Source organism: Aureimonas sp. AU4 (genome assembly GCF_001463765.1).
Lineage (GTDB): Bacteria > Pseudomonadota > Alphaproteobacteria > Rhizobiales > Rhizobiaceae > Aureimonas.
In genome coordinates this window covers 29,098-43,924 of sequence record NZ_BBWK01000044.1, presented here as the reverse complement: position 1 = coordinate 43,924, position 14,827 = coordinate 29,098, and the positions used below count along the sequence as shown (strand labels likewise).

The 14,827-nt window shown below is 69.2% G+C and carries 12 protein-coding genes; 3 read left to right on the top strand and 9 right to left on the bottom strand.

Going from position 1 to position 14,827, the window contains the following annotated elements; all coding sequences use genetic code 11:
• The 8 genes from AUL35_RS13770 to AUL35_RS13735 all read right to left on the bottom strand — a co-directional run.
• Positions 1–744, bottom strand: a 744-nt coding sequence (locus AUL35_RS13770) for a gamma-glutamyltransferase (RefSeq protein WP_192847097.1), incomplete at its 3' end; no start/stop codon positions are given.
• Positions 745–800: 56 nt separating this feature from the next.
• Positions 801–1,649 carry an ABC transporter permease gene (locus tag AUL35_RS13765; protein WP_244493776.1) on the bottom strand — a complete coding sequence of 283 codons (849 nt, stop codon included), beginning with the start codon at positions 1,647–1,649 and terminating at the stop codon, positions 801–803.
• A 32-nt stretch (positions 1,650–1,681) separates the two neighbouring features.
• On the bottom strand, positions 1,682–2,629 hold the full coding sequence (locus AUL35_RS22765; RefSeq protein ID WP_062015707.1) for an ABC transporter permease: 948 nt from the start codon (positions 2,627–2,629) through the stop codon (positions 1,682–1,684).
• A gap of 29 nt (positions 2,630–2,658) precedes the next feature.
• On the bottom strand, positions 2,659–4,170 hold the full coding sequence (locus AUL35_RS13755) for an ABC transporter substrate-binding protein (protein ID WP_062015705.1): 1,512 nt from the start codon (positions 4,168–4,170) through the stop codon (positions 2,659–2,661).
• Positions 4,171–4,228: 58 nt separating this feature from the next.
• Positions 4,229–5,722: an ABC transporter substrate-binding protein gene (locus AUL35_RS13750; RefSeq protein ID WP_062015703.1), complete on the bottom strand. Its 1,494-nt coding sequence runs from the start codon at positions 5,720–5,722 to the stop codon at positions 4,229–4,231.
• 34 nt (positions 5,723–5,756) lie between these two features.
• The gene (locus AUL35_RS13745; protein WP_062015701.1) at positions 5,757–7,253 is read right to left on the bottom strand and encodes an ABC transporter substrate-binding protein; all 1,497 of its coding nucleotides are present in this window, start codon (positions 7,251–7,253) and stop codon (positions 5,757–5,759) included.
• Positions 7,254–7,290: 37 nt separating this feature from the next.
• On the bottom strand, positions 7,291–8,403 hold the full coding sequence (locus tag AUL35_RS13740; RefSeq protein WP_062015699.1) for an ABC transporter ATP-binding protein: 1,113 nt from the start codon (positions 8,401–8,403) through the stop codon (positions 7,291–7,293).
• The gene (locus tag AUL35_RS13735) at positions 8,400–9,455 is read right to left on the bottom strand and encodes an ABC transporter ATP-binding protein (protein WP_062015697.1); all 1,056 of its coding nucleotides are present in this window, start codon (positions 9,453–9,455) and stop codon (positions 8,400–8,402) included. Before AUL35_RS13735 ends, AUL35_RS13740 begins: the two co-directional genes overlap by 4 nt.
• Positions 9,456–9,801: 346 nt before the next feature.
• On the opposite strand from AUL35_RS13735, the gene AUL35_RS13730 reads away from it, so the two are divergent.
• Positions 9,802–10,596, top strand: coding sequence for a FadR/GntR family transcriptional regulator (locus AUL35_RS13730; protein WP_156417992.1), 795 nt, complete (start codon positions 9,802–9,804; stop codon positions 10,594–10,596).
• A 4-nt stretch (positions 10,597–10,600) separates the two neighbouring features.
• Here AUL35_RS13730 and AUL35_RS13725 read toward each other — a convergent pair whose 3' ends face one another.
• Positions 10,601–10,999, bottom strand: coding sequence for a response regulator transcription factor (locus AUL35_RS13725; RefSeq protein WP_062015693.1), 399 nt, complete (start codon positions 10,997–10,999; stop codon positions 10,601–10,603).
• A 183-nt stretch (positions 11,000–11,182) separates the two neighbouring features.
• Here AUL35_RS13725 and AUL35_RS13720 point away from each other — a divergent pair, with 183 nt between their 5' ends.
• Together AUL35_RS13720 and AUL35_RS21660 are read left to right on the top strand one after the other, a co-directional pair.
• A complete protein-coding gene (locus AUL35_RS13720; protein WP_062015692.1) occupies positions 11,183–13,855 on the top strand; it encodes a response regulator in 2,673 nt (890 codons plus the stop codon).
• Between the two features lie 400 nt (positions 13,856–14,255).
• Positions 14,256–14,819: a TadE/TadG family type IV pilus assembly protein gene (locus tag AUL35_RS21660; RefSeq protein ID WP_082666327.1), complete on the top strand. Its 564-nt coding sequence runs from the start codon at positions 14,256–14,258 to the stop codon at positions 14,817–14,819.
• Positions 14,820–14,827 lie beyond the last annotated feature (8 nt).

The window sequence follows — 14,827 nt, the reverse complement described above, 5'->3', positions numbered from 1 at the left end:
GATCACGCCGCGATGGCGCCCGCCGCTCTGGTCCATGGCCTCGGTGTTTCGGGCGAAGCGCTCGATCGCCTCGGCCACGAAGCCTCGGTAGAACGTGTCGCGCGCCCGCTCGATCTGCGCCTGGCGGTCCGCCCCGGCGCTCTCGGCCTCGCCGAGGACCCGCTCCCAGGTGTCGGCGAGCGGTTCGTTGCGGAAGAGCTTGCGCGCCTCGGGCACCGCGCCGTTCGGGAGATACAGCGCGGCCGAGGTCGGCCACTCCCGCTGGAAGAACTCGGCCAGCCCGCCGATCGTGTCGGACACGCGCGGCAGGAGCGGATGGCCGTGGCGCGCATAGTGGATCGCGGGCTCCAGGACGGTGCGCAGCGGGAGTTCGCCATGGTCGCGCAGAAGCAGCATCCAGGCGTCGAACGAGCCGGGAATGACGGTCGAGAGCAGGCCGTTGCCGGGGATGAGCTCCAGGCCCTCCCGCTTGTAGTGTTCGATCGTCGCGCCCGCCGGAGCCGGCGCCTGGCCGCAGATCACCTCGGTGCGCCCGGTCCTTGCCGAATGGAAGACGATCGGCACGTCGCCGCCGGGACCCACGAGATGAGGCTCCACGACCTGCAGCACGAAGGCCGAGGCGACGCCGGCGTCGAAGGCGTTGCCGCCGAGTTCCATCATGCGCATGCCGGCAGCCGTCGCCAGCCAGTGCGTGGTGGCGACGGCGCCGAACGTGCCGAGAAGCTCGGGGCGGGTGGTGAACATGGATGGCACTCCCAGATGCTGATGTCTTGGCGATCGCCCTTTCGGGCGCTTCGCCTCTAGTGCTCGCGCGGGTCGAGCGCGTCGCGCAGGCCGTCGCCGAGAAGGTTGAAGCCGAGAACGACCAGGAAGATCGCAGCCCCCGGGAAGACCGACATCCAGGGCGCCTGGCTCATGAAGTTCTTGGCCGTGTTCAGCATCGAGCCCCAGGACGGGTTGGGCGGCTGCTGGCCGAGGCCGAGAAAGGACAAGGAGGCCTCGGCGATGATGGCGGCTGCGATCGTCAGCGTCGCCTGGACGATGATCGGCGGCAGCGTGTTGGGGAAGATGTAGCGGGCCAGGATCCAGCGGTGCGGCAGGCCGATGGCGCGCGCCCCTTCCACGTAGTCCTCGGAAGCGACGGTCAGCGTCTGGGCTCTGGCGAGGCGGATGAAGACCGGCACGGCCGACAGGCCGATCGCGATCATGGCGTTGGTCAGCGAGGGGCCGAGAAAGGCGGCGAGCGCGATCGCGAGGATCAGGAAGGGGATGGCGAGCAGCGCCTCCGTGACGCGCGAGATCGCGGCGTCGATCCAGCCTCCGAAATAGCCGGCCAGCAGACCGAAGGGCACGCCCACCACGACCGCGATCGCGACCGACACGACGCCCGCCATCAAGGAGGCCCGCGCGCCGTAGGCGAGACGCGAGAAGACGTCGCGGCCGAGCTCGTCGGTGCCGAGCCAGTTCAGGGCGGAGGGCGCCTTGCGGATCGCGCGGAAGCTGGTCGCCGCGGGATCGAACGAGGTGACGAGCGGGGCGAAGATCGCCAAAGCCGCGAAGAAGAGGACGATCACCGCCCCCACGATCGCGGCGCGGTTGCGCAGGAACTTTCGCAGCGCGCGGCTGGGCGCGCGCTTGGGCGTTCCCACGACGGCGCCGGGGTTGGCTTGGACGACGGTGCTCACGAGGCGTGCCTCAGGCGCGGGTTGATCAGGACGTAGAGGACGTCGGCGAGGAGGTTCATCGCGATGAAGCCGATCGCGGTACAGAGCACGACGCCCTGCACCACCGCGTAGTCGCGGGTGAAGACCGCATCCACCATCAGCTTGCCGAAGCCGGGGATCGTGAAGATCTGCTCGGTCAGGACCGCGCCCGCGATCAGTTCGCCGAAGAGAAGCGTGAGCAGCGTCACGATCGGCACGAGCGCGTTGCGCAGCGCGTGCTTCAGCACCACGACCTTGGGCAGGAGGCCCTTGGCGCGGGCCGTGCGCACGTAGTCGGCGCGCAGGACGCCGAGCATGGCCGAGCGCGTGTGGCGCATGAGCGAGCCGGCGAGGCCCGTGCCGAGCACGAAGGCGGGCATCAGCATGGTGCGCAGCGACTGCCAGAGATCTTCCGTAGGCGGCACGTAGCCCGATGCCGGCAGCCATTGCAGCTGCACCGAGACGAGGAAGATCAGGAGGATGCCGAGCCAGAAGTTCGGGATCGACAGGCCCGACAGGGCGAAGACGTTGGCGGCGTAGTCCATCCAGGTGCCCTTGCGCACCGCCGCCAGGATGCCGGCCGGAATGCCGATCAGGACCGCGAAGACCATGGCCATGGCGGCGAGCTGCAGCGTGACGGGCAGCTTCTGGAGGATAAGGGTCGCGACCGGCACGTCGGTGCGCAGGGAGACGCCGAAGTCGCCGCGCAGCACCTGCCCCACCCAGGCGAAGTACTGGACGTAGATCGGGTCGTCGAGCCGGTACTGTTCGCGCAGGAAGGCGAGGACGGCGGGATCGCGCTCCTCGCCCGCCAGCGTCAGCACGGGATCGCCCGGCAGGATCTTCTGCAGCGCGAAGACGAGCAGCGAGACGATCACCAGTGTCGGGATCGCGACCAGCGCGCGGCGGGCGATGATGGAGAGCATGGGCGTTGCCTCTCAGCCTTGCGTTCGCCTCAGTCCGCCAGCGCCACGTCGCGCAGGCGGATGATGCCGTCGGGATAGGGCACGAAGCCCGTCAGACGCGCGGAGTGGGCGAAGGGGTAGGACTGATAGTAGGTGTAGATGATCGGCAGTTCGTCCTGGAGGATCGTCTGGGCTTGGTCGTAGAGCGCGAGGCGGGCGGCCGGGTCGCTCGCGCGGCGCGCCTCGTTCAGGAGCCGGTCGACCGTCTCGTTGCAGTAGCGCATGTCGTTGAGGCCGCCCTTGCAGGAGACGTACTGGTGGATGTTGCCGTCGGGATCGACGCGGCCCGACCAGCCGACCTGCGAGACCTGGAAGTTGCCGGCCGGCATCTCCTGCTGCATGGCGGCGAACTCGATCGGGCGCAGCGTGATGTCGAAGCCCGCCTCCGCCGCCATGGCCTGGATCAGCTCGCCGACCTGCTGCCCGGTGCTGGAGCTGGCGACCAGCATCTCGAAGGCGACCCGCTCCTGTCCGGCCTCGGCCAGAAGCGCCTTGGCGCGCTCGACGTCGCGCGCCGGCGCGGAAAAGCGCGGGCTATGGTAGGGGCTGGAGGGCGGAAAGGGCTGCCCGGCGGGCGCCCAGATGCCGCCGCCGACCACATCGTTGATGACGTCGCGGTCGATCGAGAGGTTGAGCGCCTGCCGTATGCGCTTGTCCTCGCCCAGCGGCGTCTTGGCCCGCTCGCCGTTGGCGACGTTGATCGTCAGGCTCTGGTAGCCGAGCCCCGCTCCCACCGCGAGCTTCAGCGTCTGGCTCGCCTCCACGGCCGGCGCGTCCGAGGGCGCCATGCGCTCGATCAGGTCGAGATCGCCCGACTGCAGGTTGGCAAGGCGCACCGTCGTGTCGGGGATCGGCAGGAAGACCACCTGGTCGAACCGGTAGCGCGCGGCGTCGTAGTAGTCCGGAAACTTCGTGAGGACGATGCGGTCGTTCTGGGTGCGGCTCTCGAAGCGATAGGGGCCCGAGCACACGGGCTCGCGGCTCAGGGTGTCGTTCTCGCCGAAGGCGGCGGGCGAGAGCATCATGCCGGCCCGGTCGGAGAGCTGGGCGAGGATCGTGGCGTTGGGCTCCGACAGGTTCAGCCGCACCGTGAATTCGCCCACGACGTCGACGCTCGCCACGGACGAGATCTCGCTCTTGCGAAGCGAGTCGGGCAGCGTGCGGGCGCGGTCGAGATTGGCCTTGACCGCCGCGGCATCGACGCGCGTCCCGTCGTGGAACCGGGCGTCGCGGCGCAGCTCCATCGTGAGCTGGGTGGAATCGGCGTTCCAGCGCCATGTCGTCGCCAGCGCGGGCGTGAACTCCAGCGTCGGCGTGATGTCGACCAGCTTGTCGCAGAGCGAGCCGAACACGATGCGGCCGACGAAGGAGCGGGAGCGATGCGGGTCGAGGACGTCGGGATCCTCGTTGAGCCCGATGCGAAGCACGCCTTGCGCATGGCTCGGCACGGCGCTGCCGCACAGGAGGAGCGCGCCGAGGACGAGAAGGCCGGTGGATCGCATGGAGCTTGTATTCCCTTGGAGGAGCCGGGCGGCGCGGGCGCCGCCCGAGCTGAAGGCGTCAGGGCTTGAGCATCACGCCCCGGAGACGGATCATGCCGTCGGGATGGGCGGTGAAGCCGTCCAGCGAGGCGCGCAGCGCGAAGGCGCGCGGCTGGTAGTAGATGTCCATCGAGGGCATCTCGTCCTGCGTGATGGCCTGCACCTGGTCGTAGAGCGCCTTGCGAGCGGTCTGGTCGGTGACGGTGCGCGCCTCGTTGAGCAGCCGGTCGACCTCGGGGTTGCAGTACTTGCCGTCGTTGAGCGAGCCCTTGCAGGTCATGAACTGGTGAACGTTGCCGTCCGGATCGACGCGGCCCGACCAGCCGATCTGCGCCATCTGGAAGTTGCCGCTCTGCATCTCCTGCTGCATGGCGGCGAACTCGGTCGGGCGAAGCGTCACGTCGAAGCCCGCCTCCGCCGCCATGGCCTGGACGAGTTCGGCGATCTGCTGCGAGGTGGTGGAGTTGCCGAAGGCCATCTCCACGGATACGCGCTCGTGGCCCGCTTCCTTCAGGAGGGCCTTGGCGCGCTCCACGTCGCGCTGCACGACCGGAATGGACTGGTTGTAGTAGGGGCTCGCCGGCGGGAAGGGCTGCTGGGCGGGCTCGAACGTGCCGAAGCCCACGACCTCGTTGATGACGTTGCGGTCGATCGAGAGCTGGAAGGCCTGGCGGATGCGCTTGTCGGAGCCGAAGGGCTCCTTGGCCCGCTCGCCGTTGGCGACGTTGAAGCGGAACTCCACGAAGCCAGTGCCCGCCGCCTGGAGGAACCGGAGGTTCGGATCGCCCTCGACCGCCGCGATGTCGTTGGGCGCCAGACGCTCCAGCATGTCGATGTCGCCCGACTGGAGGTTGGCGAGGCGAACCGTCGTGTCGGGGATCGGCAGGAAGACGAGCTCGTCGAAATGGTAGTTCGCCGCGTCGTAGTGCGCGGGGTTCTTCCGCAGGACGATGCGGTCGTTCTGCGTGCGGCTGACGAAGGAATAGGGGCCCGAGCAGACCGGCTTGTCGGCGAAGGTCTCGAAGGCCGAGGGTGCCAGGATCATGCCCGCGCGGTCCGACAGCTGGGCGAGAAGCGTCGCGTCCGGCTTCGACAGGTTCATCACCACGGTCTGCGCGTCCGGCGCCTCGACGGAGGCCACCGAGGTCAGCTCGCTCTTGCGCAAGCTATCGGGCAGCGACTTCGCGCGCTCGATGTTCGCCTTCACAGCTGCCGCGTCGAGCTTGGTGCCGTCCTGGAAGGTCGCGTCGGGCCGCAGCTTGAAGGTGAGCCTGGTGCCCGCCTCGTCGAAGCTCCACTCGGTGGCGAGCTGGGGCACGATGGTCAGGTCGGGCGCCACGTCCACCAGCTTGTCGCAGAGCGAGGTGAAGATCATGCGCCCGACGAAGGTGCGGGCCCTGTGCGGGTCGAGGACGTCCGGGTCCTCCTGGAGCCCGATGCGCAGCGTCCCTTCCGCAAGGGCGGGAGCGGAGACGCTCACGAGAAGCAGCGTGGCGAGAAGGGTTCTGCGCATCGGGTCGTCTCCGTTGGGGATGAGGGTGGGGAACTCAGTTCGCGAGGCTGACGCCTCGCAGACGGATCATGCCGTCGGGGTAGCCGACGAAGCCCTGGAGCGCCTTCTTGTGGGCGAAGGGATAGGGCAGGAAGTAGAGGTAGGAGACGGGCTTATCGGCCTCGAGCAGCGCGTTGGCCTGTGTGTAGAGCTCGACGCGCTTCGCCTGGTCGTTGGTGGAGCGCGCCTCGTTCAGGAGCTTGTCCACGGCCTCGTTGCAGTAGTGCCCGTCGTTGAGGCCGGCGCCGCAGGTGACGTGCTGGTGGATGTTGCCGTCGGGATCGACGCGGCCCGACCAGCCGGACTGGCCGGCCTGGAAGTCGCCGCTCTTCAGCGTCGACTGGAGCGCGGCAAATTCGGTCGGCTGCAGCTGGATGTCGAAGCCGACCTCGGCGCCCATCGCCTGGATCAGCTCGTAGACCTGCTGCGAGGTGGTGTTGTTGCCGTAAGTGATGGTGAGCGGCACGCGCGTCACGCCGGCTTCCTTCAGAAGCGCCTTGGCGCCCTCGACGTCGGCCGTGGCGGCCGCGTCCTTCGGCGCGGCGAACGAGGCGGGCGGGAAGGGCTGGGTGGCGGGCGTGAACGAGCCGAGGCCCACAACGTCGTTGATCACGGAGCGGTCGATCATCTTGTCGAAGGCGCGGCGCAGGCGGGCGTCGGTGGCGAGCGGGTTGGCCGCGCCCGCCCCGTTCGCGAGGTTGAAGGCGATCGCCTGGTAGCCGAGGCCCGTGACCGGCACGACCGTCAGGTTCGGATTGCCCTCGGCCGCCGCCATGTCGGTCGGCGCGATGCGCTCGATGATGTCGAGATCGCCGGACTGGAGGTTGGCGAAGCGCACGGTCGTGTCCGGGATCGGGCGGTAGACGACGGTCTTGGTCGGATAGGCGGCGGCGTCCCAGTAGCCGTCGTACTTCTCCAGCGTGATGCGGTCGTTCTGGACGCGGTCCTTGAACCGGTAGGGCCCGGAGCAGACCGGCTGGGTGCCCATCGTGTCGAAGGCGGCCGGCGACATGATCATGCCGGCGCGGTCGGACAGCTGCGACAGGAGGGCGGCGTCGGGCCGCGACAGGTTGAGTTGGACCGTGTCGGCGTCCACCACGTCGACGCTCTTGATCGAGGCGATCTCGCTCTTGCGCAGGCTGTCGGGCAGCTCGCGCGCCCGGTCGAGATTAGCCTTCACCGCCGCCGCGTCGATCTTGGTGCCGTCGTGGAAGGTCGCGTCGGTGCGCAGGTCCATGGTGACGCGCAACCCGTCGGCGCTCGTCTCCCAGCGCGTGGCGAGCTGGGGCACGATCTGGAGGTCGGGCGTGATGTCGACGAGCTTGTCGCACAGCGCGGTGAAGACGATGCGCCCGACGAAGGTGCGCGCGCGGTGCGGGTCGAGAAGGTCGGGATCGTCCTGGAGGCCGATGTTCAGGGTCTGCGCGAAGGCGCCGCCTGCGGGAAGAAGAACGGCGGTCGCGAGCAGCGCGGCCTTCAAGGTACGGGTCATGGGGCTACTGGTCCTCGGGATGCTTGGGGTCCGGTTCTTATGCCGGGATTTCGGAGGCGGGCTTGGCGGCCTGCCACTGGCGATAGAGCGCGAGGCGGCGGTCGAGCCGCTCGTTGGGAGGCGGCAGCGGCAGCGAGGCCGACGAGCCGGCGGCCTGGATCTCGCGCCAGAAATGGCAGGCGACGCGCCGGCCCGAGGCATCCGCCGTCTCCAGCACCGGACGGTCGGTCGAGCAGCGGGCCTTGGCATGCGGGCAGCGCGTGTGGAACTTGCAGCCGGACGGCGGCTGGACGGGGTTCGGAACATCCCCTTCCAGGAGCTGGCGCTCGCGCTTCAGGAGCGGCGAGGGCTGCGGAATCGCCTCCATGAGGGCCATCGTATAGGGGTGGAGCGGCTGATCGAAGAGCGGCTCGGTCGGCGCCTCCTCGACGATCTCGCCGAGATACATGACGGCCACGCGGTCGCTCATGTGGCGGATCACGGCCAGATCGTGCGCGACCACGACGAGCGTCAGCCCGAGGCGCTCCTTGAGCTCCTCCAGAAGGTTCACGATCTGCGCCTGGATCGACACGTCGAGCGCCGAGACCGGTTCGTCGCCGAGCAGCAACTTGGGCTCGCAGGCCAGCGCCCGCGCGATGCCGATGCGCTGGCGCTGTCCGCCGGAGAACTCGTGCGGGAAGCGGTCCATCATCGCGGGGCGAAGGCCGACCGTGCGGAAGAGCTCGGCGACGCGCTCGCGCCGCTCGGCGGCGGGACGCAACCCGTGCAGCCAGATCGGCTCGCCCACCACCTCGCCGGCGCTCATGCGCGGGTTGATCGAGGCGAAGGGATCCTGGAACACGATCTGCAGCTCGCGCCGCAGCTTCAGCGCGTCCGCCCCCTTGGCGCCGGAGATGGCGCGGCCCTCGAAGCGAACCTCGCCGGAGGTCGGCGAGATGAGATCGAGCAGCACGCGCCCGAGCGTCGACTTTCCGCAGCCGGATTCGCCCACCACCGCGAAGACCTCGCCGCGCCGGACCGTGAGCGACACGTCGTTCAGGGCGTGGACCGCCGGACGGCGCTGGAGGAAGCCTCCGCCGCCGAAGCGCTTCACGAGGTTGCGGCCCTCGAGGATCGGCTCGGCCGTGGAGGCGGACGCGTCGGCGCTCATGCGGCGGCCCTCCGGGTGTCGCTTGCGGGCAGCTTCTCCTCCAGCGGCGCATACCAGCAGGCCGCGCTGTGGCGGGCGGTGACCTCGCGCAGCGGGGGGTCCTCCGCTCGGCAGTTGTCCTGCGCGAAGGGGCAGCGCGGCGCGAAGCGGCAGCCCTCCGGCATGTCGTCGGCGGGCGGCACGGTGCCGGGGATCGTGGACAGCGAGGCCTGGCGGGCACCAAGAGACGGCATCGCGCCCATCAGGCCGATCGTGTAGGGATGCTGGGGGTCGGTGAAGATCGCCTCGACGGGCCCCGCCTCCACCACGCGCCCCGCATACATGACGGCGACATGCGTCGCGACCTCGGCCACGACGCCGAGGTCGTGCGTGATCAGGATCATCGCCGTGCCGGTCTCACGCTGGAGCTGCGCGATCAGCGCCAGGACCTGCGCCTGGATGGTCACGTCGAGCGCCGTGGTCGGCTCGTCGGCGATGAGCAGGCGCGGCTGGTTGACCAGCGCCATCGCGATCATGACGCGCTGGCGCATGCCGCCCGAAAGCTGGTGCGGGTAGCTGTCGAGCCGCTTTTCGGGTGCGGGAATGCGCACGCGCTTCAGGATGTCGAGCGCGACCGCGCGGGCCTCGGCCTTGGACACGCGGCGGTGGCGCATCACCCCTTCCGCGATCTGCTGGCCCACCGTGAAGGCGGGGTTCAGCGAGGTCATCGGCTCCTGGAAGATCATGCCCATCGCCGAGCCGCGCAGATCGGCGCGCTCGCGCTCCGAAAGCTGGAAGAGATCGCGCCCCTCGAAGATCGCCTCGCCGCCGGTGATGCGCGCGGGCGGGCTCGGCAGGAGCCCCATCAGCGCCAGCGCCGTCACGCTCTTGCCGCAGCCCGACTCGCCCACCACGCACAAGGTCTCGCCCCGCCCGACGGTCAGCGAGACGCCCGACACGAGGTCGGCGCCGGTGCGCCCGAAGCGCAGCGACAGGTCGCGCAGCCGCAGAACCGGCTCGGCCGTCTCACTCGGCCCCGGGCCGGCGGTCTCGTGGTTCGCAAGCATCGTCATGCGGGCGAATGAACCGGAAAGCGAACCAAGGCGCAATCCTCACCCGACAAGGTTTGCGCACAAATTTTGAGCGAGCTTTGCCCTGCGCCCGGCGAGCACGACCGTTTCACAGGCAACCGAGGTCGCATGCGAACCGTCCGCTATGGAAGCGGATCAGGGATTTAGGGCTCGTTTTCGATCCTTTCGGGCGGAGCGCATCGGATCGAGCGCCGCGCTCACGATCCGTTGATCCGCATCGAGGCCGCTTCGTCTTCCCGTCGCGGGACGATTGTCCGCAACTCGCCCTTCGGCTAGCCTTCCTCAAACCAATGCGAACCTTCTCCTATTGGTGCGAACGGAGCGCGGCATGCAGGACCATGCAAGGGCCGGCGGCACGACCGGCCGGAAACCGGGCCCGCCGGGACACGGCGACGCGGACGCGGCGTCGGGCACGGAGCGCTCCGGCATCGAGCGTGAGCTGCGGCGGCGCATCGAGGCCGACGGCTTTCCCGGCGGACGCCTGCCGCCCGAGCGGGTTCTGGCCGAGGAGCTCGGCGTCGGGCGGCGTGCCCTGCGCGAGGCCTTGAGCGTGCTCGAGGGCGAGGGCCGCATCTGGCGGCGGCAGGGTCTCGGCACGTTCGCGGGTGCCCCGCCCGCCCCGGTCGAGCCGCAGATGCCGCGGGCGGACGCGCTCGGCCGCCTCGCGAGCCCGGTCGCGGTGATGGAGGCGCGCCTGGCCGTCGAGCCCGTGGCCGCGCGCCTGGCCGCCATGCGCGCCACCCAGCCCCAGCTCGACCAGCTCGCGCGCGCCGCCGGGCGAACCTTCGGCGCCCGCTCCGCGCAGGACTACGAGGATCTCGACAGCCACTTCCACCGCACGATCGCGGAAGTGGCGGGCAACGTGCTCCTCCTGTCGATGCTGGACCTCCTGTCGCGCGTGCGGCGCGAAGCGCGATGGGGGCAGATGCGGGCGGCGAGCTTCTCGCCCGGCCGCCTGGAGCGGCTCGGCGCCGAGCACACCGCGATTCTCGAGGCGATCACCGACCGCGATCCCGCCCGCGCAGAAGCCGAAATGCGCCGCCACCTGCGCGCCGTGGCGGTGCGGCTCGTCGGCATGGACCCGCTGCCCCTCCTGCTTCCGCCCGAAGGCGGCGAGGGCTGAAGGCTCAGGCCGCCAGCGACCGGCGGCCCGCGGCGGCCAGAACGGTGCGCAGCCCCTCCACGACATGGAAGGGCCGGCAGGGCTTGCGGCAGACCGGCGCACGCGGATAGCGGGTGCGCAGCACGCTCCGCTCCCCCAGCCCCGTGTGGAACAGGAAGGGCACGCCGGCCCCCTGCAGGGCGTCGGCGAGCGGCAGCGCGTCGCGATCCTCGTCGAGGCCGATGTCGAGGACGGCGGCCTGGAAGCGCGTGCGCTCCACCGCCCGGCGGCCCTCCTCGAAGCTGCGCGCGAGCGTCACCTCGATGCCCCGTTCCTCCAGGGCCTCGAGCGTGTCGGCGGCGATCAGGGGGTCGTCCTCGACGAGAAGAACGGCAAGGCCGGACAGGCGCGGGGATTCGATCATGGGCGGCAAGGCTCCTTCGCATGTGCGAAAAGCTTGGCCGGCCAAGCGGTTCCCGCGCCGCAACGTCTCACCCGCGTGACGCGCACGTGCGGGCAAGACTTGCGCGCGCCGCATTTTGACGGCAGTGGGGAGAGCTGCGCCGTGTTCCGCGCCCCGTCCCGTCGCCCAGGATCGCCCGCCCCCATGACCGTCCCCAGCCCGTTCCCTTCGGAGCCGAGCCAGACCCGCCGGCTTCTGGAGTCCTTCGACTGGGCCGCGACGCCGCTGGGACCGCGCGAGAGCTGGTCGCCGGTGCTGCGCACCATGGCCGACGCGGTGGTGGACGCGCCCCTGCCGCAGGTCCTGATGTGGGGTCCCTCCCACGTCATGATCTACAACGACGGCTACGTCGACATCGCCGGCGCCAGGCACCCGCGCGCCTTCGGCGGTCTCGTGCCCGAGATCTGGCCCGAGATCTGGGACTGGAACCGCGAGCGCCTGGCCGAGGGGCTGGCCGGCCGCCGCCACGCCTTCCGCGACCAGGAGATGGTGCTCCACCGCAACGGCGCGCCCGAGACGGTGACGTTCGATCTCTTCTACACGCCCGTGCGCGAGGGGGACGGCTTCGGCGGCGTCCTGTGCAAGGTGGTGGAGAACACGGGGCGCGCGACCGCCGAGCGCGCGCTCCATGTGTCCAACGAGCGCTTCCGCGCCGCGGTCGAGGCGATCCACGGCACGCTCTGGACCAACTCGGCCGACGGCCGCATGGAAGGGCCTCAGCCCGGCTGGGAGGCGCTGACCGGCCAGAGCGAGGCCGAGTATCGCGGCTTCGGCTGGGCGAAGGCGGTCCACCCCGAGGATGCCGACGCAACCGTCGTTGCCTGGAACGAGGCGGTCGCCGCGCGCGCGACCTTCATCCACGAGCACCGGGTGCGCACGCGCTCGGGCGAATGGCGCACCTTCGCGATCCGCGGCGTGCCGATCCTCGACCGGGACGGCCGGCTGCGCGAGTGGGTCGGCATCCATACCGACGTCACCGACGAGCGGCTCAACGCCGAGCGTCTCGCCGAGCACGCCGCCATGCTGGAGCGCCAGGTGCGCCACCGCCAGCGTGCCGAGGACCAGCTGCGCCAGCTCAACGAGACGCTGGAAACGCGCATTGCAGCCGAGATCTACGAGCGGCGCCAGGCCGAGATCGCGCTCGCCCGTTCGCAGAAGCTCGAGACCGTCGGCAAGCTGACGGGCGGCGTCGCCCACGACTTCAACAACCTCCTGCAGGTCGTCTCCGGCAACCTGCAGCTTCTCCTGCGCGACGTGGCGGGGATGGAGCGCGCCGAGCGGCGCGTCGAGAACGCCATGGCCGGTGTTCAGCGCGGCGCCAAGCTCGCCGCCCAGCTCCTCGCCTTCGGCCGTCGCCAGGCACTGGAGCCCAAGGTCGTCAACGTCACGCGCTTCGTGCAGGGCATGGACGACATGCTGCGCCGCGCGATCGGCGAGGGCGTCGAGGTCGAGACCGTGGTGGGCGGGGGCCTCTGGAACACGTTCATCGACCCGACCCAGATCGAGAACGCGCTCCTGAATCTCGCGATCAACGCGCGCGACGCCATGGACGGCCAGGGCAAGCTGACGATCGAGCTCGGCAACGCCCATCTCGACGACGCTTACGTTCGCCACCATCCCGACGTCGAGCCCGGTCAGTACGTGATGCTCGCCGTCTCCGACACGGGAACCGGCATGAGCCCGGAGATCATGGAGAAGGTGTTCGAGCCCTTCTTCTCGACCAAGGCGGAAGGCAAGGGCTCGGGCCTCGGCCTGTCCATGGTCTACGGCTTCGTGAAGCAGTCCGGCGGCCACGTGAAGATCTATTCCGAAGTCGGCCACGGCACCACGATCAAGCTCTACCTGCCCCGCGCCCACCAGGGCGAGGACATGGCGGTCGAGGTCGACGCGGGCCCCGTCTCGGGCGGCTCGGAGACGATCCTCGTGGTGGAGGACGACGAGGCGGTGCGCGCGACCGTGGTCGAGATGCTGACCGACCTCGGCTACCGCGTCCTCAAGGCGGTGGACGCGCAGTCGGCGCTCAACGTCGTGGAAAGCGGCATCCCGATCGACGTCCTCTTCACCGACGTCGTCATGCCCGGCACGATGAAGAGCCCGGAGATGGCGCGCAAGGCCGTCGAGCGCCTGCCCGACCTCGCGGTGCTCTTCACCTCGGGCTACACCGAGAACTCGATCGTCCACGGCGGACGGCTGGACGCGGGCGTGCGCCTCCTGTCCAAGCCCTACACGCGCGAGGCGCTGGCGCGGAAGATCCGCCACACGATCGCCAACCAGCAACAGATCAACCAGGCGCGCCGCGCCGGCACGGCGGCGCCCGCCGCGCGTCCCGCGCCTGCGGCTCACGCGACGCCGGTCTCCCCCGCCCCGGCTGCGCCACCGCGCGCGCTGCCGGCCATCGAGGCGCCGCGCCTGGCGCAGGCGACCGTCCTTCTCGTCGAGGACGACGCCCTGATCAGGCTCAACACGGCCGACATGCTGAAGGATCTCGGCCATGTCGTGGTGGAGGCGGGCCGGGCCGAGGACGCGCTGACCGCGATCCAGACCGTGCCCTTCGACGTGCTCGTGACCGACGTCAACCTGCCGGGCATGTCGGGTCCCGCGCTCGCGCGGCAGGCGCTGGAGGTGAAGCCGGGCGTCGGCATCGTGTTCGCCACGGGCGATCGCCACGTCGAGGGCTTCGACATGGAAGCCCCGCACGTCGCGCTCCTGCCCAAGCCCTACGGGCCGGAGGACCTGGAAGGGGCGATCGCCACCGTCCTCGCCGCCCTTCCCCACTGGAGCGCGGCGAGCGCCAAGGACACGGCAGCCAAGGTCTGACGGCGCCAGCCAGCCAGCCGGGAAGAGATCGTCTCGGCTGGCGGGTTTCGATCCGGGAGTGACATAAGCGATGCATCATTGCACGCCCTTAGAGCAGGCATCGGCATCGCCCTACCGCCAAATGATCGCTACATCTTGGGGTCCGATGTGACCTTGGCGCGTTCTTAGCTTTCTCCAAGCCGCGCCAAAAGCTCACAGATTGAACAACTCCTCTGCAATGCGGTGCGAGCTGTCTTCTCATCGGCTACCCATGACACAATCCAAGCGGTCATTATCGATGAAAAATACCTCTTTCGAGTTGTAAATCGCGTGGATAGTGCGAGCAATGGGGATTTGATCCGCTTGTCGCCAGGGTAGGGTTGTCAATTAATCCTACACACAACCCGTGTACGCATGCGGCATGCAAACCACTACCTCTCGGCTGGGACTTGCGACGGACGCAGCAAGGCGTTGGTCAAGAATTGCTCGATACTTTAATCGTAGTAGCGATGGCGTCGCCGCCGTAGAGTTCGCCCTCCTCGGGGCACCCTTCTTCCTCATCATCTTCATGATCTTGGAGACGGCGTGCATATTCATCGGAGATATCACTCTTGAGCAGGCAACCGCTCGAGCAGGCCGAACGGTTCGGACGGGCCAGGTAGCAACGCTCAATCAGTCAGAAGCAGACTTTCGCAAGAATCTATGTGGCAACATTCTCGTCCTGCTGAACTGCGATAACGTCCGGATCGATCTGCGATCGTATTCCAGCTTCTCATCGATTCCGACCGATGCCCCCATAGCGAGCGGTCGTTTGCAGAGCGGCGAGTTCCAGTTCGAGAGAGGAAACCCAGGGCAGATCATGGCCTTGCGCGTCTTCTACGAGTATCCGCTCTACACGGACATCGTCGATCGCTTCCTCTCCGATCTTGATGACAATAAGCACCTTCTGATGTCGGTCGCGGTCTTCCAAACGGAGCCCTTCTAGTCGTGACA